The sequence below is a fragment of the Comamonas testosteroni genome (genome assembly GCF_014076415.1).
GTDB classification, from domain to species: Bacteria; Pseudomonadota; Gammaproteobacteria; order Burkholderiales; family Burkholderiaceae_C; genus Comamonas; species Comamonas testosteroni_F.
In genome coordinates this window covers 3,540,114-3,557,116 of sequence record NZ_CP043568.1, presented here as the reverse complement: position 1 = coordinate 3,557,116, position 17,003 = coordinate 3,540,114, and the positions used below count along the sequence as shown (strand labels likewise).

The 17,003-nt window shown below is 64.1% G+C and carries 18 protein-coding genes; 7 read left to right on the top strand and 11 right to left on the bottom strand.

Annotated elements, in window-relative coordinates:
- The first annotated feature begins 55 nt into the window (after positions 1–55).
- Together F0P97_RS16300 and F0P97_RS16295 are read left to right on the top strand one after the other, a co-directional pair.
- Positions 56–1,543, top strand: coding sequence for a PLP-dependent aminotransferase family protein (locus F0P97_RS16300; RefSeq protein ID WP_134737325.1), 1,488 nt, complete (start codon positions 56–58; stop codon positions 1,541–1,543).
- 100 nt (positions 1,544–1,643) lie between these two features.
- On the top strand, positions 1,644–2,435 hold the full coding sequence (locus F0P97_RS16295; protein ID WP_182283120.1) for a hypothetical protein: 792 nt from the start codon (positions 1,644–1,646) through the stop codon (positions 2,433–2,435).
- Positions 2,436–2,442: 7 nt separating this feature from the next.
- On the opposite strand, the gene F0P97_RS16290 is transcribed toward F0P97_RS16295, so the two are convergent.
- Positions 2,443–2,778 (bottom strand): cupin domain-containing protein, encoded by a 336-nt coding sequence (locus F0P97_RS16290; RefSeq protein ID WP_029158280.1) that lies wholly within the window; start codon positions 2,776–2,778, stop codon positions 2,443–2,445.
- A 169-nt stretch (positions 2,779–2,947) separates the two neighbouring features.
- Positions 2,948–3,334 carry a hypothetical protein gene (locus F0P97_RS16285; protein WP_231879687.1) on the bottom strand — a complete coding sequence of 129 codons (387 nt, stop codon included), beginning with the start codon at positions 3,332–3,334 and terminating at the stop codon, positions 2,948–2,950.
- A 489-nt stretch (positions 3,335–3,823) separates the two neighbouring features.
- On the opposite strand from F0P97_RS16285, the gene F0P97_RS16280 reads away from it, so the two are divergent.
- The 5 genes from F0P97_RS16280 to F0P97_RS16260 all read left to right on the top strand — a co-directional run bounded on the left by F0P97_RS16280 (position 3,824) and on the right by F0P97_RS16260 (position 9,522).
- Positions 3,824–4,810, top strand: coding sequence for a Bug family tripartite tricarboxylate transporter substrate binding protein (locus tag F0P97_RS16280; protein WP_182283118.1), 987 nt, complete (start codon positions 3,824–3,826; stop codon positions 4,808–4,810).
- Between the two features lies 1 nt (position 4,811).
- Positions 4,812–6,122 carry a CaiB/BaiF CoA transferase family protein gene (locus tag F0P97_RS16275; RefSeq protein WP_182283117.1) on the top strand — a complete coding sequence of 437 codons (1,311 nt, stop codon included), beginning with the start codon at positions 4,812–4,814 and terminating at the stop codon, positions 6,120–6,122.
- Positions 6,107–6,499, top strand: a complete 393-nt coding sequence (locus F0P97_RS16270) for a cupin domain-containing protein (RefSeq protein ID WP_034358217.1) — start codon at positions 6,107–6,109, stop codon at positions 6,497–6,499. The genes F0P97_RS16275 and F0P97_RS16270 overlap by 16 nt, the downstream gene beginning before the upstream one ends.
- Positions 6,500–6,581: 82 nt before the next feature.
- Entirely contained in the window at positions 6,582–7,745 is a 1,164-nt protein-coding gene (locus tag F0P97_RS16265; protein WP_182283116.1) for an acyl-CoA dehydrogenase family protein, read from the top strand.
- An 859-nt stretch (positions 7,746–8,604) separates the two neighbouring features.
- Positions 8,605–9,522, top strand: a complete 918-nt coding sequence (locus F0P97_RS16260) for a LysR family transcriptional regulator (protein WP_182283115.1) — start codon at positions 8,605–8,607, stop codon at positions 9,520–9,522.
- Positions 9,523–9,609: 87 nt separating this feature from the next.
- On the opposite strand, the gene F0P97_RS16255 is transcribed toward F0P97_RS16260, so the two are convergent.
- From F0P97_RS16255 to F0P97_RS16215, 9 genes are all read right to left on the bottom strand, one after another.
- The gene (locus tag F0P97_RS16255) at positions 9,610–11,130 is read right to left on the bottom strand and encodes an aldehyde dehydrogenase family protein (protein ID WP_182283114.1); all 1,521 of its coding nucleotides are present in this window, start codon (positions 11,128–11,130) and stop codon (positions 9,610–9,612) included.
- 34 nt (positions 11,131–11,164) lie between these two features.
- Positions 11,165–12,253 carry a saccharopine dehydrogenase family protein gene (locus tag F0P97_RS16250; RefSeq protein ID WP_182283113.1) on the bottom strand — a complete coding sequence of 363 codons (1,089 nt, stop codon included), beginning with the start codon at positions 12,251–12,253 and terminating at the stop codon, positions 11,165–11,167.
- Positions 12,254–12,525: 272 nt separating this feature from the next.
- Positions 12,526–12,858, bottom strand: coding sequence for a cupin (locus F0P97_RS16245; protein WP_182283112.1), 333 nt, complete (start codon positions 12,856–12,858; stop codon positions 12,526–12,528).
- A gap of 4 nt (positions 12,859–12,862) precedes the next feature.
- Positions 12,863–13,759: a 3-hydroxyisobutyrate dehydrogenase gene (gene mmsB, locus F0P97_RS16240; RefSeq protein WP_003067480.1), complete on the bottom strand. Its 897-nt coding sequence runs from the start codon at positions 13,757–13,759 to the stop codon at positions 12,863–12,865.
- A gap of 72 nt (positions 13,760–13,831) precedes the next feature.
- Positions 13,832–14,251, bottom strand: a complete 420-nt coding sequence (locus tag F0P97_RS16235; protein ID WP_012838776.1) for a DUF488 domain-containing protein — start codon at positions 14,249–14,251, stop codon at positions 13,832–13,834.
- 18 nt (positions 14,252–14,269) lie between these two features.
- Complete coding sequence (locus tag F0P97_RS16230) at positions 14,270–14,785, bottom strand: TfoX/Sxy family protein (RefSeq protein WP_179626317.1); 516 nt, start codon at positions 14,783–14,785, stop codon at positions 14,270–14,272.
- A gap of 31 nt (positions 14,786–14,816) precedes the next feature.
- A complete protein-coding gene (locus F0P97_RS16225; protein ID WP_182283111.1) occupies positions 14,817–15,983 on the bottom strand; it encodes an acyl-CoA dehydrogenase family protein in 1,167 nt (388 codons plus the stop codon).
- A gap of 53 nt (positions 15,984–16,036) precedes the next feature.
- Positions 16,037–16,390: a lysozyme inhibitor LprI family protein gene (locus tag F0P97_RS16220; RefSeq protein WP_046460267.1), complete on the bottom strand. Its 354-nt coding sequence runs from the start codon at positions 16,388–16,390 to the stop codon at positions 16,037–16,039.
- A gap of 134 nt (positions 16,391–16,524) precedes the next feature.
- Entirely contained in the window at positions 16,525–16,998 is a 474-nt protein-coding gene (locus F0P97_RS16215; protein ID WP_231879686.1) for a lysozyme inhibitor LprI family protein, read from the bottom strand.
- Positions 16,999–17,003 lie beyond the last annotated feature (5 nt).

The window sequence follows — 17,003 nt, the reverse complement described above, 5'->3', positions numbered from 1 at the left end:
GCCAGTTGATGAGCTGGCCTGCTCTAATTGACCTGACACTTTGAGGAAGCACTTCATGCTGGATGCTCATATCGACGGCAGGGCAGCGACCCCGGCAGCCTTGCCTGTGGCCGCTACGGCATCCCTGGGCTGGCAGCCCATGCGCTCCAGTGCGGTGGGACTGGTGGAGCAGTTGGTCGAGCATTTCGGCGGGCTGATCCGCAACCACGGCCTGCGTGTGGGCGTGCGCCTGCCTTCGGTGCGGGCGTTGGCGGAAAGCGCAGGTGTCAGCCGCGACACCGTGGTCCAGGCCTACGACAAGCTGGCTGCCCAGGGCCTGGTGCAATCGCGGCGCGGCAGCGGTTTTTATGTAGCGGCCCAGCGCCGCGTGATGGAGCCTGCCGCCGTTGCTGCCGCCTCGGCGCAGCCGGCGGACTTCGACACCGCTTATCTGCTGCGCGGCATTTTTCGTGATGACAGCGCGGGCACCGGGGGGGCGGGCTGTTTGCCTTCGAGCTGGATGGATCAAGGCCTGATCACGGGCGCCATGCGCGCCATCACCCGTAACAATGCGCGGGCCGAGCAGAGCTTTCTCAGCTATGGCCATCCACAGGGCTTTCTGCCATTGCGCCAGCAGATCGCCTCGAATCTGCAAGCCCAGGAGGTGCCGGCCCATCCCGAGGCCAATCTCATGACGGTGGGCGGGGTGACCCACGGGCTGGATCTGGTCGTGCGCTGCTTTCTCAAGCCCGGCGATACCGTGCTGGTCGAAGATCCGGCCTGGTTCCTGATCTTCGGGCGGCTCAAGTACATGGGTGTGAATGTGGTCGGCGTGCCGCGCCTGCCCGGCGGGCCCGATGTGGCTGCCCTGGCATCGCTGGCCCAGAGCCACAAGCCCAAGCTCTTCATCCTCAACACGGCGGTACACAATCCCACGGGGCTGAGCCTGTCTGCCGGCGTGGCCCACGAGGTGCTGCGCATTGCCGAACGCCATGATTTCCTGCTGGTAGAGGACGACACCTATGCCGAATTCCTGGGCGCCATGCCGCTGAGGCTGGCGGCCATGGACAGATTGCAGCGCGTGATTCTGGTGGGGGGCTATTCCAAGACCTTGTCGGGCGGACTGCGCGTGGGCTATATCGCGGCCAAACCCGAGTATGTGCACCGGCTCACCGACATGAAGCTGCTGGCAGGCCTGACCTCTTCGTTGCCGGCGGAGCAGATCGTGCACCATATTCTGGCCGACGGTTCGTTTCGCAAGCATGTGGACCGGCTGCGCGAGCGCGTGGACCGCGCGCGCGGGCGTTGCCTGCGCAAGCTCGAAGCGCTCGGCTGCCATGCGGAGTACGAACCCGTGGCCGGCACTTTTGCCTGGGTCGATTGCGGCGTGGACACCGAGGTTCTGGCGCGTCAGGCGGCGCTGAGCAATCTGCTGCTGGCGCCGGGCCTGCTGTTTTCGCCGCAGCAGGCAACCAGCAGCAAGCTGCGCGTGCCCGTGGCGATGGCCGACCAGACCGAGCCATGGAAGGTGCTGGAGCAGATCCTCAGGCAGCTGCGCAAATAGCGCCGAAACCGGTGCCTGGACAGGGCGTCGTTCACGATTGATAACAATCGCGCGCCTCTGGCGTGACTGACCCAGCAGCATCTGCTGTTATGTTTGTAGCATGACAGCAGCACGAGCTTTGCCCCATGCCGCCGCAGGCCACTGCACGCGCGATCCCCTGCGCGGTCGCCCGCGCATGGGGCGGTGGCTGCTGTCAGCGCTGGTGCTGTGCGCTTTGGCCGCTTGTTCCAGCGCCCCCACGAATCATGGCGAAGTAAAGGGCGAGGACTTTCACTCGCGCGAGCTGCTGCAGTCCGACAGCAACCGCATGGCAACGCTGGCCATGAAGGAAAATCTGGAGAGCCTGTTTCTCATCATGGACAAGCTCTATCGCCGCAATCCCACCGAATGGAAAAAGACGGCTTCCAGCCGCGAAGCGGCCATGACCTATGTGCGCATTGCCGTTATGGAGCGCCAGCCCTGGCATGAGCTGCAGGACAAACGCGATGTGGCAGCGCTGTCCCTGGCCTTGCAGCCCGAGTTCGCAGGGGACCGGGTCGCGGCCTTCGTCCATGCAGCAGCCGACATGCTGATCACCGCGCATGGCGGGCGCACCAGCTTCACGCTGATCGACGGACTGGATCCGCAGCATGTCTTCAATGCAGCGCGCAATCTGGAAATTGCCAACTGGATTCTCAACTCGCGTAAAGCTCCCGGTGGAAAGCCCTTGCTGCTATCGAATCAGATAGCGGAAGAGGGGCGCAACCTGAGCTTCGAGCGCGAGATGGGAAAGATCATCGGCCGGCTGGATCTGGTGGCGGATTACACCACCGAGCGCTACCGGCGCTCCGTCATCGGCTATGCGCAGGGATTGCTTGCCGGACCGTTCATGCAGTTTTTGCCCGTTCGATAGAAGTTCTTCAGGCCTCACAGAGCACGATGGTGGCAATCGCGGACGAGTCTTCCATGGCACGCACGGCGTGGGGCATATTGGCTGGCAGATGCATGAGTTGCTTGGGGCCCAGTTCATGCACGGTCTGGCCGATGAGAACTTCGAGCCGACCTTCCAGGCATTGCAGGCTGACGCTGCCAGGCACGCGATGCGGCGGCAGCGACTGGCCCGAGCGCAGCACGACGCGAATGACTTCCAGATCTTCCGCCTTGAAGAGCACGCTCGAGTGAGCGGCAGGAAGCCTGGCTCCGTAAGGAGCGACATCCAGAGCTTGGTGGGTGGGCGTGGAGTGGATATGGTCCATGACAGCACCTGAGCGAAAGCGGTAATAACGCATTCTCCCCCGAGTGGGGCCCAAGTTCAATCACCGTTTTGTGACAGCGCTGTAGGGCATCAGGCCTTATCGCCTCGTTTCGTTGCTCATCAGCGCTGTTTGGCGCGTATCGCAGAGGTCCGGGAACGGCTGGCAGCTGTCATGCCAGGTGTCGTAGATTCTCGGCAGGCATGGGGCTGAAGCCCGCTGTCGCGAACTCTGCAGCCCAGCGTTTCAGCAGGATCGAATAAGCGTTCAGGAAGAACTGTCGAGGAGCCTGAATCCGCCAGTTTGCGGGCAGGTAGAAGCAGTCGTCATGGCTGTCTTGCAGTGGGGCTGCAAAGTCGTATTGCAGGCTTTGCAAGGCGGCTTGCAGTGACCGGGTCAGCATCACTTTATGCGCTGTGCTCCATGAAGCCTGCTCACAGCAGGGAAAGAAATAGCGATCGAGCAACTGCAGCAACTGCTGGGGATCATTGGGATCATAGGCTGCGAGTTCCTGACCCAAAGACTCTTCCCGATCATAGATATCGAAGGGCGCCAGCAAAAGAGACGGGTCGGCATGGAACTCGATGTCGCTGCCGGGGTGATTGAGAGGCTCGGCCATGGTCAGAGGAATACAGAAGAAACAAGGCGACAGTCTGCCATTGAGCGGCGCTTCAACGCCGTATCCGCTTCAGCTATTTGCTCAAACTGAATGCCTTGCGCCAGCGCCGGCTCGCGTGAATAGTGGATGGCGTTGCTCGTGCGGCATATGAATTGCTTCCAGGCGTCGGAGCCGCTCTCGCGATCGTCGCCGCTGTCGCCACCTCAAAGGCATAAGGGCTGGTCACGCAGGTACAAATCCGGCTCATTTCGCCGTGCAGAGGGGAAGGCGAGGCGCCGTGCGCAGCGGCTGGGAATGTCTAGCTGGCTTCAATGATTTGCAAATCGAATCATTCATGCGGTTTAAACAATTGGACTTGAATGATTGAACGCTTCAGCATGCAGTGCAGGCACCGGATACAGGTGCCGCAGCCTGAACAAGGAGACAAGCATGAACAAGCGATTCTTAGTGCGAGCCTGTGCGAGCGCAGGCCTGGCAGCCACCATGAGCATGGGCTTTGGCGGGGCGGTGCTGGCTCAGGAGAGCTATCCCGCAGCCCCCATCACGCTGGTGGTGCCGTTTGCCGCGGGCAGCGGCACCGATGCGGTAGCCCGCGTGGTGGCCAACAAGCTGGGCGAGCGACTCAAGCAGCCCGTGGTGGTGGACAACCGGGCCGGGGCCAATGCCCAGATTGCGGCCGCGCATGTGGTCAAGGCCAAGCCGGACGGCTATACGCTGTTCATGACCACCAACACCTCGCATTCGGCCAATCCCTGGCTGGTCAAGGGGCTCAAGTACGACCCAGTCAAGGACTTCACGCCCGTGGCTCGTGTGGGCGAGCTGCCGTTCGCGCTGGTGGTCCATCCCTCGGTGCCGGCCAGGACCGTGGCCGAGCTGATTGCCTATGCCAGGTCGCATCCGGACAAGCTCTCCTACGGCACGCCCAACAGCACCTCGCTGGTGGCTTCGGAAACCTTCAAATACATCACGGGTACGCAGATCACCGGCGTGCCCTACAAGTCCAGCCCGCAGGCGCTGACCGATGTGATGGGCAACCAGATCCAGATGTATGTGGCCGACCTGGGTTCGGCCTGGGGCACGCTCAAGACCGAGCGCGTGCGCACGCTGGGCGTGACGGCGGCCAAGGGATCGCAGCTGCTGCCCAATGTGCCCGCCATCGGCAAGACGCTGCCGGGCTTCGACATCACCTCGTGGAACGGCATCTTCGGCCCGGCCGGCATGCCCAAGGCCATTGCCGAGCGCATCAACAGCGAGCTGCAGCTCATTCTCAAGGACAAGGCCGTGCAGGAGCAACTGGCCCAGGTCGGCTTCGAAGTCTGGCCCACGGCCACGCCCGACGAGTTCGCGCTCTATGTGAAGGAGCAGCTTGCCAAATGGGGGCAGCTGGTCAAGCAGGCCGGTATCGAGGCGCAGTGAGATGACGAGCATGCACAGCAATAGCAGTCAGGCTGCGGGCCACACAGCGAGCCCCTCAGCGGATACATCAGCCGGTCCCTTGGCCGGCGTCAGGATCGTGGACATGACCTCTGTGATCATGGGGCCGTTTGCCACGCAGATTCTGGCCGCCCTGGGCGCCGATGTGATCAAGGTGGAGTCGCCCGAGGGCGACAACATGCGCCATGTAGGACCCATGCGCAACCCTGGCATGGGCCCCATTTTTCTGCAGGCCAACCAGGGCAAGCGCTCGGTGGTGCTCGATCTCAAGCAGGCCGCAGCGCGCCAGGCGCTGCTGCAGCTGCTGGCCGATGCCGATGTCTTCATCAGCAATGTGCGGCCCCAGGCCATGGCCAGACTCGGCCTGGACTGGCAGACGCTGGAGCAAAGCCATCCGCGCCTGATCCATGTGAGTTGCTGCGGCTTCGATCAGGCCGGCCCCTATGCGGCCAGGCCTGCCTACGACGATCTGATCCAGGGGGCGACCGGCGTGCCCTGGCTGGCCCAGCAGTATGGCGGGGGCGAGCCGTCCTATGCGCCCATGACGCTGGGCGACCGGGTCACGGGCCTGCATGCGGTCTATGCGGTCACCGCAGCGTTGTATGCGCGTGAGAAGAGCGGCCAGGGCCAGGCGGTGGTCGTGCCCATGTTCGAGGCCATGACGCAGTTCATCCTCGGCGATCACATGGCCGGGCTGAGCTTCGAGCCGCCGCTGGGCGAGGCCGGCTATGCGCGGCTGCTGACGCGCCATCGCAAGCCCTACCGCACCAGCGACGGCCATCTCTGCGTGCTGATCTACAACGACAAGCACTGGCACAGCTTCTTCAACGCCATAGGCCAGGGCGAACGCATGCGCGAGCCCATGTTTGCCGCCCACGGCCAGCGCGCAGCGAATATCGATGCCGTCTATGCCGAGGTGGCGAGCCTGATGCGCGAGCGCAGCACGGCCGAGTGGCGTGCGCTGCTCGATGCGGCCGACGTGCCGAATATGCCCATGGCCTCGCCCGAGGACCTGCTGGCCGACCCCCACCATGCGGCCACGGGATTCGTGCGCGAGATCGAGCACCCCAGCGAGGGGCGGCTGCGCACCACGGCCAATCCCACGCAGTGGAGCGCAACGCCCCCGGGCCGCGAGGCCAGCGCTGCGCCGCAGCTGGGCCAGCACACGTTGCAGGTGCTGCGCGAAGCGGGTCTTGGCGAGGCGCAGATTGCCGCGCTGCAGGCCAGCGGTGCCTGCATGCAGGCTTCATCATCCAACGACCAAAGAGAGACAGACATATGCCCCGCTATCTGATCCGCGAGCAGGACGTACAGGGCTACAGTCCCGCCAACCACCACGGCACGGTGAACCGGCGCCTCGTCAGCCAGGCCAATGTCGGCGCCCAGCATATGGAAGTGGTGCTCGGAACGCTGGAAAAAGGCGGCGGTGCGCTGCCGCATGCCCACCCGGGCATGGAGCAGGCCTGCTATCTGCTGGACGGCACGGCCGAGGTGGAGGTGCAAAGCCAGGGCCAGACCGAGCGCTTTGCCATGCAGGCGGGCGACACCTGCTTCTTCCCCGAGGACTGCATGCATGTGTTTCGCGTCACCAGCGACCAGCCTGTGCGTCTGCTGGTCATCTACAGCCCGCCCTATGGCGAGAACCCGGCGCGCGTGCGTCGACCTGATTGATAAAAACAATAGCTGATAGCGCCTGTCAGGCGGGCGTTTGAGGCGGATTTCATTGAAATTCAACCGATAGAGAGAAGCTGCCATGGATTTTTTATGGAGCGCCGAGCAGGAACAGATCCGGGATGCCGTGCAGCGGGCCTGCGCGCCTTTCGACGATGACTACTGGCTGAAGAAGGACAGGGACGGCGGCTTTCCGCACGACTTCCACCAGGCCCTGGCCGAAGCCGGCTGGCTGGGCATTGCCATGCCCGAGGAGTTCGGCGGTGCGGGTCTTGGCATCACCGAGGCCGCGCTGATGATGCACACCATCTCGGCCACGGGGGCAGGCCTGTCGGGGGCCTCGGCCGTGCACATGAATATCTTCGGCCTGCACCCGGCCGTGGTCTTCGGCACCGACGAGCAAAGACAGCGCTGGCTGCCGCCGCTGATCGCTGGCCGGGACAAGGCCTGCTTCGGTGTGACCGAGCCCAATGCCGGACTCAACACCCTCAAGCTGCAGACCCGTGCCGTGCGCGACGGCGATGTCTATGTGGTGCACGGGCAGAAGGTCTTCATCTCCACGGCCCAGGTGGCCAACAAGATATTGCTGCTGGCGCGCACCAGGCCCGTGGAAGAGTGCCAGGGCACCGAAGGCCTGTCGCTGTTCTATACCGACCTGGACCGCAGCCGCATCGCCGTGACCGAGATCGAGAAGATGGGCCGCAAATGCGTGGATACCAACCAGCTCTTCATCGACGGCCTGCGCATCCCGGTGCAGGACCGCATCGGCGGGGAGGGCAAGGGCTTTTCGTACATCTTGCACGGCCTCAACCCCGAGCGCATCCTGATCGCGGCCGAAGCCGTGGGCCTGGGCCGTGCGGCCCTGGCGCGCGCCACCCAGTATGCGAACGAACGCGTGGTCTTCGACCGGCCCATAGGCCAGAACCAGGGCGTGCAGCACCCGCTGGCCCAGGCCTGGATGGGCCTGGAGGCCGCACATCTGATGGTGCAGAAGGCCGCCTTCCTCTACGACAAGGGCCTGCCCTGCGGAGCCGAGGCCAATGCCGCCAAGTACCTGGCCGCCGAAGCCTGCGCCAAGGCCTGCGAGACCGCCATCTTCACGCACGGCGGCATGGGCTATGCCAAGGAGTTCCATGTGGAGCGCTATATGCGCGAGTCCTGGATTCCGCGCCTGGCACCCGTGAGCCCGCAGCTCATCATGTGCTTTATCGCCGAGAAGGTGCTGGGCTTGCCCAAGTCGTATTGACAGCCCGAGGGGCAGCGGAGGGAGGGTTAGCAAATGACCCGCTTGACCTTTCGTCGCCAAGGTCAGAGGGCGGATCTCGGCCCGCCAGCCGACCTACTTTCTTCCGCAAGAAAGTAGGCAAAGAGCCGGCCCCCGCTGCCCCCGTCCCGCCGGCTGCGCCTGCGGGCAACCTGCGCCGTCAAGCTCTTGCGGCTGTGCGGCCCAACTCGCTGCGCGTGCTGTGCACGCTTCGCTCAGACACACGGCCGCAGATTTGATGACGATGCAGCTGCACTCTGCGGTGCAGCTGCACGCCGCAAGAGCTTGCCGTCACAGGCGTGGGCACAAGGGGTGAGACCAACAACCGGCTTCGTCCCAATTCTTGCAGGCCGCCCGTACCCACCCGTGTGTCTGCGCCTGCGGCATGCGGTTCGGGATGCGGGCAACGCTGCCGCAGGACAGCGTTGCATCGTGCTCTGGCTTGCCGCCGTCTGTCTGAGCGAAGCGGCTTGCTGCGCAGCGAGTTGGGCGGCACCGCAGTCTGAATGGCGTGACGCAGGTTTGCCCGTAGCGAAGCGCAGGGACGCGGACGGTAGGGCTGTGTTCTTTGCTTACTTTCTTGCACAAGCAAGAAAGTGAGTCGCCCGCCGGGGCGAAATCCCGGCGTGGCCGGCAAGGCCTCTGTCGCTGGCGACAAATCTGATAGCTGTTTTTGATAGCTGCTTGCGCATGCTGTGAAAGGGCTAGAGGCTGATTTGAATTGAATTCTCTGTTGCAGCTACATGACCGCAGGAGTTGGTGAGCGAGGCATATGAGCCACCGAGGCGAATTCCCGGTGTCTTGCTGCATCGAGTATGGTCTTGACCAGACTTTGCGAATCATGATGAAAACCCATTTGCTGCGTTACTTTGTGGTCCTGGCCGAAGAGTTGCACTTCGGCCGCGCCGCCCAGCGCCTGTGCATCACCCAGCCGCCGCTGAGCATGGCGCTCAAGGCGCTGGAGCAGGATCTGGGCACGGTACTCATGGAGCGCGACGCCAAGAGCGTCAGGCTCACGCCTGCCGGTGAAGCCTTTTTGCATGAGGCGCGCAAGGTGCTGGCCCAGCTCCAGCATGCGGCCGAGGTGGTGCGCGGCGTGGCGCAGGGGCTGCAGGGGCGACTGGACATCGGCATCACAGGGTCCATGGTCTACCGGCAGGTGCCTCGTTTCTGTCGGGCCTTTCGCGTCGAGCGCCCGCTGGTCGAGCTATGCCTGCACGAGATGTCCACGCGCGACCAGCTGCAGGCCATTGCCAGCGGGCAGATCGACTGCGGCTTTCTCAACATCGGTACGCCCCAGGACGATATACGCACGCTGTCCATTGGCGAGGAGGCTTTTGTCTGCTGCCTGCCCAGCGACCATGCACTGGCCGAGCGTGGCGAAATCGATCTGCACGAGCTGGCTCTGGACACTTTTGTCATGTTTGCACGCGAGGTGGCTCCGGCAAATTACGACAACGTCATCGCCTGTCTGCAGCAAGCCGGCATCCATCCGCATACCCGCCATGCCGCGCGCCAGTGGCTGACCGTCATGGCACTGGTCTCGGCCGGGCAGGGGGTGGCTCTGGTGCCTGCCTGCATGCAGACCGTGGGCATGAACGGCGTGCGCTTTGCGGCGCTGCGCGGCAGCCGCGTGACCACGCCGGCCGTGCTGGCCTGGCGGCCACAGGGCATGCCGGCCGTGCTCGAGGCCTTTGTGGCCAGCGTGCAGAACCTGGTGCACGCCGCACGGCCAGAACTCCCAGCCGCAGTCCGCTAAGTCCGCAACTTCGGTGCGTCTGTTGCCGCTCGACGAGAAAACCTGCTCCATGAGACCCTGTCAGTCAAAGATGGCAATGCCTGTGGCTCAGCCGAATTGAATGCCTTGCGCCAGTGGCAGCTCGCGCGAGTAGTTGATGGTGTTGGTCGTGCGGCGCATGTATTGCTTCCAGGCGTCGGAGCCGCTCTCGCGGTCGCCGCCAGTCTCCTTTTCGCCGCCAAAGGCTCCGCCGATCTCGGCACCGCTGGGCCCGATGTTGACATTGGCCATGCCGCAGTCCGAGCCGGCCGCGCTCAGAAAGACTTCCACCTCGCGCAGATCGTTGGAGAAGATGCAGGAGGACAGGCCCTGAGGCACATCGTTGTTGAGCGCAATGGCCTGCTCCAGCTCGTCGTAGCCCAGCACATAGAGCAGGGGAGCAAAGGTCTCGTGCCGCACGATACTGGTCTGCGCCGGCATGTCCACGATCGCCGGAGCCACATAGAAGCCCTGCGGAAACTGCTGCTCCAGCTGGCGCTGGCCGCCCGTGAGCAAATGGCCGCCGTCTTTCAGCGCCTGACTCAGCGAGTGCTGCAGCGCCTCGAACGATGCCTCGTTGATCAGGGGGCCGACCAGGGTGTCCGGCTGCAGCGGGTTGCCGATGCGCAGGCTGCGGTAGGCCGGCAGCAGCCTGTCCAGCAGCGGCTGCTTGACATCGCGGTGCACGATCAGGCGGCGCAGCGAGGTGCAGCGCTGGCCGGCCGTGCCCACGGCGCTGAAGACAATGGCACGCACGGCCAGATCCAGATCGGCAGCGGGCGTGACCACCATGGCGTTGTTTCCGCCCAGCTCCAGAATGCGTTTGCCAAAGCGCGCCGCCACCTTGGGGCCCACAGTGCGGCCCATACGGCTCGACCCCGTGGCCGATACCAGTGCAATCCGGGGACTGTCCACCAGGGCCTCGGCGACAGCTGCGCCGCCCAGCACGATCTGCGCCAGACCTGCCGGAGCGCGGTCCCCAAACCGCGCAATGGCCCGCTCCAGTGCCTTGAAGGTGGCCAGGCCCGATAGCGGCGCCTTGTCGGAGGGCTTGAAGATCACCGGGTTGCCGCAGACAAGGGCAATCGCCGCGTTCCACGCAAATACGGCGCTGGGAAAGTTGAAGGCCGTGATGATGGCCACCGGCCCTAGCGGGTGATATTGCTCCATGATGCGATGGCCGGGACGCTCGGAAACAATGGTCTTGCCATGCAACTGGCGCGACAGGCCCAGCGCAAATTCGCAGATGTCCACGCCTTCCTGCACCTCGCCCAGGCCTTCCTGAGCTATCTTGCCGACCTCGCAGGAAATCACATGGCCGATATCGGCCTTGGCGCTGCGCAACTCCTCGCCCCAGAGCCGCACCAGCTCGCCGCGTACCGGAGCAGGAACCAGGCGCCATTGCCTGAACGCCTCGACTGCATGGTCTATGACTTGCGCCACCTGAGCGCCGGGCAGGGCGGTCAGGCTGGCCAGTTCCGTGCCGTCGATGGGCGAGTGCACGCGGATGTCCTTGCCTTCAAGGGCCTGCAGCGCTATGCCGCAGCGGCTCAGCACGGTCTGGAAGTCGGCAGCGGAGATGGCAGTCATGGCATTCCCTCCTGAATGGTTCGAGATACAGGCCTCAGCCTAGCAGGCCTTCGAAGTAGGGGGCCACGCGGGTGCCCGAGAGTGCGGCCAGCGTGCATTGTTCCTGGCGCACAAAGCCTTGCTGCGGCAGTTGGCCCGTGGCGAATAGCTCCACGGCGGCCAGCATGCCGGCCGAGGTTGTCAGCTCTATGGCCGTGCGCTGTCTGCCGCGCAGTGCAGCGCCAAAGATGCGGGCCCCGCGCATCAGCTGCTCCAGCCGGCCCGCGCGCATGCCGCTGGCCATGGCGGCAATCACCACCATGTCTTCACGGCTGTGGGGCACCGCGCCTTCGAGCACCTGGCGCAGCAGATCGCGTCGCTCTATCAGGCGCAGGCCGTGCAGCAGCAAATGCATGGCATCGCGATGGCCGGGGTGGCGTATGGTCTTGTAGTTGAGGTTGCGCACGCGGCCCTGCAGCGTCTCGCACAGCGTGCCCAGACCGCCCGAGGTGTTGAAGGCCTCGAAGTTCTCGCCGTCCAGAATCAGGGCTTCGACCCCCTCCAGCGGCGGCACCAGCATGGGCTGACCGTTGACGATGGTGTTGCAGGGTTTGCAGTACTCGTTGATGACGCCGTCCACGCTCCAGGTGAAGTGGTAGCGCAGCGCATTTGTCGCATGGCGGGTGAGCGCACCCACGCGCAGCTGCAGATCGAACAGCTCGTCGAACTGCTGGGCCAGATGCCCACCCAGCATGCCGATCAGGCCCGGTGCCAGTCCGCATTGCGGCATCAGCACCGAGCGCGCCTGCGCCGCAATGTCCTGTATGGCGCGCATGGCTGCCACATCCTCGGTCAGATCGAAGTAATGCACGCCCTGCCGCGCCGCAGCCCGGGCCACGCGCTCGGCACAGAAGAAGGGCAGGGCATTGATGACCAGCGAGTGCTGCTGCAGCGCGCTGCTCAGTGCTGCATCGTCGTCGATATCCAGCTGCAGGGGGTGGATCTGCGGGTCGCTGCCGGGCGGGGGCTGCTTATCGGCCAGCGTGACGGTGGCTTCATGCAGCTCGGCAGCCATGTCGGCGATCGTTGAGCCGATCTTGCCGGCGCCGAGGATGAGAATGTTCTGTCCAGTCAGCTTCATCATGGAGAACTCCTTGAGAGCAACGCAGCGATCACTTCCTCTGGGGCCATCTTAAACACAGGGCAGCGATTTGCACCACCGTGGCAAGCGTCAGCAGGAGTCGATTTGCGTGGGCAGACAAGGAGTCTTCAGCAGGAGCAGTCCGCTTCGGAAAGAATAGCTGTCAGCGCTTGCGGAGTCAGAGCTGACAGCCTGACAGGCTTCAAGCCCGGAGGCCAGCTGTGATACCCGCTGCAGCAGAGCGGGGTCAGCTGGCCGGCGACCGGATCTGGTGGCTAGTGGCTGTGCAGCACGATGGTGATCAGGGCCGAGGAGTCGAGCTCGGCCTCGACCTCATGCATGGTTTGGGCGGGCAGAAACAGCAACTGCCCCGCGCTCAGTGTCTGGCGGCTTGCGCCCTGGATGACGGCGAGCCGCCCCTCCAGACATTGAATCGTCAGTTCGCCCTGCACCTGATGCGCAGGCAGGCGCTTGCCTGCCATCAACACCAGGCGGATCACTTCCAGGGTGTCGGACTTGAACAGTGCAGCGGTCTTCTGGTTTCCCAGCGAGGTGCCGTAGGGCTGCACTTCGACGGGAACCCCGGGTTGGGCGTGGGGCAGGGCCATGATCTCAGGCCTTTTTCTGCAGCATCTTGATGATGCTGGAAAAGTCTTCGCCGCCGTGGCCGGACAGGCTGTGCGCCGCATAGATGGAGCGCGCCATGCCGCCCAGCGGCGTGCTGGCGCGGTTGGCCGTGGCGTTATCCTGCGCCAGGCCCAGATCCTTGAGCATCAGGTCCGTGCCGAAGCCGCCTGCATAGCCCTTGCTGGCCGGCGCGTTCTCATGCACGCCGGGGAAGGGGTTGTATTTTTCCAGGGCCCAGTTGCCGCCCGAGCTGCGACGCATGATTTCGGACAGCACCTTGGGGTCCAGGCCGTTGGCCACGCCGAGGGCGATTGCTTCGCTGGTGCCCACCATCAGAATGCCCAGCAGCATGTTGTTGCAGATCTTGGCCGTCTGGCCCGCGCCGACACCGCCCGCGTGGAAGATATTGGCCCCCATTTTTTCGAGCAATGGCTGGGCGCGTGCCAGCTGCGCGTCGCTGCCGCCCACCATGAAGGTCAGCGTGCCGGCAATGGCACCGCCGGTGCCGCCCGAAACCGGGGCGTCGATGAAGTCTATGCCCGCTGCCTGAGCCGCCTTGGCCACCTTCTGGCTGGTGGCCGCGGCGATGGTGGAGCTGTCGATGACCAGCGTGCCCTTGGCGATATGCGCGAGCAGACCGGCCGCGCCGTCGCGGCCCAGGAACAGGCTCTCTACATGCTGGCTGGCGGGCAGCATGGTGATGACGGCTTCGGCGCCTTGCACGGCTTCCTGGGCACTGGAGGCCGCCTGTGCCCCGGCGGCCACGACCTTGGCGATGGCCTCCTGGCTCAGGTCGAAGGCTTTGACACTGTGGCCGGCCTTGGCCAGATTGACGGCCATGGGCGCACCCATATTGCCCAGACCGATAAAAGCGATTTGCATGTCTGTCTCCTTGCTGTTATTGAATTGAAAGCGTCTAGCGCTTTATCCATAAGCGATTGATTGGTTTTTCGCTTAATTCTTGAGAATGGCACCCTTGTCAGCGAGCAGGCTGCGCAAGATGCTGCGGTGGCAATGCGCCTCGTCGTCGCAGTAGCAGCCCAGAGAAAAGGCGGAGCTGTGCGACAAGGCTGCGAGCAGGCCCAGGGTGCGATCGGCTGCGGGCTCGGCCAGTTGCTTGCGGAACTGCTTTTCAAACTGCTTCCAGAGCTTGTCGGCCTGTGCCTCCTGGCCGGCCGTGCGCAGCTTGATGGCCTCCAGGGCCTGCTGCATCAGCTCCACCTCGGGCGAGAGTTCGGGATACCAGCAGTCGTAGTAGTTGCGGCTTGCGAACTCGGCCTTGGGCACGCCGCGCGGCGGTCTGCGCACCGTACCTATGCGCAGGCCCTCGTCGGGGGCGCGTTCGCTGCCTAGCTGGACTATGCGTATGGCCATGAGGTCAGTCCTTTGTGCTTATTCGCTGTCGAAAATAGGATGTTTTCTGGGGACGTCTGCATCAGCCGGTTTCGGGGCAGCCCTGGTGCGCTTGCGCCCGCTGCCGGTGCCTTGGCCGGCAGGACTTTCTCCCTCGCCCGGCTTCTTGCTATCGGTCTCGCTGCTGGCCTTGCTGCCGGTCTTGCGTTTTGGCGTGGCCTTTGCCAACGGGTTGAAGGCCAGGGCCTCGCCTATCCAGTACAGCCATTGATCCCGCCGGGCATAGGCCGTGGGGCCGACGAGAAAGTAGCCATCCATCAGTCCGCGTGAGGACAGCGGGCGCACGCCCGGCATCTCCGCAATCTGCGCATGACTGGCGGGGGGCAGGCGCACCAGCAACTCGTCGTTTTCCACGCCCAGGCACATCTTGCCGTCGACCATGAACACATGGCAGCCGAACATGGTCTTCTCTTCCACGGCTGTGCAATCTTGCAGCGCATCGCGCACGGCATCTATGAGCTGCAGGGTTTCAGGGGCGATGGGCTTGGCGGGCATGACGATCCTTGCGTTGCGTGATGGCAGCAGCTTAGCGAATGACCTCCGGAGCATCGCCCTCCAGCATGCGCCTGGCAATGATGACGCGCATGATTTCGTTCGTGCCTTCCAGAATTTGGTGCACGCGGGCATCGCGCATCAGGCGCTCCAGCGGGTACTCGCGGATATAGCCATAGCCGCCATGCAGCTGCAGGGCTTCGTTGCAGACCATGAAGCCGGCATCGGTGGCAAAGCGCTTGGCCATTGCGCAGTAGGTCGATGCATCACGCGCACCGGCATCCAGCTTGGACGCAGCCAGGCGCACCATCTGGCGTGCCGCGACCAGCTCCGTCGCCATGTCGGCCAGCTTGAACTGCAGGGCCTGAAAGCTCGCAATCGCTTTGCCGAACTGCTTGCGCTCTTGCATATAGCTTTGTGCCTGGGTCAGTGCCCCCTGGGCCGCGCCCACCGAGCAGGTGGCGATATTAATGCGCCCGCCGTCCAGGCCCTTCATGGCGATCTTGAAGCCTTCGCCTTCGCGGCCCAGCAGGTTGTGCGCGGGAATGTGCACATTGTCGAAGCTGATGACGCGTGTGGGCTGGCTGTTCCAGCCCATCTTCTCTTCCTTTTTGCCATAGCTCACGCCGGCCGCATCGGCAGGCACGGCAAAGGCCGAGATGCCCGAAGCCCCGGAGCCGGCATCGCCGGTTCTTGCCATCAGCACCAGCACATCGGTGCTGCCCGCGCCGCTGATGAAGGCCTTGCTGCCGTTGACGATGTACTCGTTGCCGACCAGCTCGGCCCGGGTCTTGAGCGAGGCCGCATCCGAACCCGCGCCGGGCTCGGTCAGGCAGTAGCTGGCCAGCTTGCTGCCGCTGGTGAGCTGCTCGCCCCATTCGGCGCGCACGGCGTCGGTGGCCCAGGTGCCCAGCATCCAGGTTGCCATGTTGTGGATGGTGATGAAGGCCGTGGTCGATGGATCGGCGGCCGCCATTTCTTCGAATACCAGCGTTGCATCAAGTCGTGGCAGGCCCAGGCCGCCGATGCTCTCCGGAGCATAGAGGCCGCAGAAGCCCAGCTCGCCGGCCTTGGCAATCGCCTCGCGCGGGAAGATGTGCTCGCGGTCCCACTCGGCCGCATGCGGCGCCAGCTCGGCCTGCGCAAAAGCACGGGCGGTATCGGCAAAAGCGCGTTGATCTTCGCTGAGTTCAAAGTCCATTTCATGTCTCCTTTTTGTTCTATTCGTCTTCTGGCCCCCGACGGCTTTGCAGCTCAGTCCGGCGGCCCCTGGTGCAGCCAGCGCTTGAGCACCGCATCGCGGGCCGTGATTTGCTGCACCAGACAGCCGTGGTAGCGGCTGGGCCAGTCGGGCTGCGCTTCAAAGGCCTTCGTGGCCTGCTTGCACTGGGTGATGCGATGGCGGCTCCATTCGCCTTGCTCCTTGCGCAGAGCGGGGCGCTCATGAGCCGATAGCGCGCGCATCACATCGCCATAGAGAATCTGGTGGTCGGTGTCGGCTTGTTGGAAATCCTTGATGGCACAGGCATTGGTCTGGGCCGTGGTGCCGCCGGGCACGCAGTCGGCACCGGCCTGGGCCAGTGCGTGCTGGCTCAAGCTGGCTGTCATCAAAAGAGCTGCAAGCGATTGGCTGGCAACGGCTGCATGCCATGTGCGCCTGCTTTGGGGAGTGCGGATCGTCATGCCCGCATCATCGCAGCCCATGGTGGGCTGCAGGCGCTGTCGGTGTGGAATTGCCCGATTCATGGCTGTTCGTCGCCTTGCGCGTTCCTGGCCAGCGGATGCCACTGGTTCTTGAAGACCACGACCCGGCTCAGGGCCATGCCGATGCGGCAGGCAGCCATGTCTTCGGCCTCATGGACATAGCCATTGGGCTGGCAGCGCCGATCACGCTCCTGCGTCCACTCTTGCTGCTCGGTCTGCAGAGCCTGGGCGCTGTCCTGCGGCAGCCGGCGCTGCAAAGACAGATAGAGCACCTGCATGCTGCGTTCTATGACCTGGGCCTGGTGCTGCAGGCAGGCAAGCGACAGCGGCTGGCCAGACGGGCAATGCGGTGCCTCCTGATCACCATCCTGGGCTGCAGTTGCAGGCAGGTGGATGAGCAGCAGGCCGCTGACGGCCAGGGCGCAGAGCCGGGCCAGCGGCCGGGCAGAAATGCCGGCTGTGCCGATGGCAGAACGCTGAGATGGGAAACGGGACAATTCTTGAACGTACATGCCTG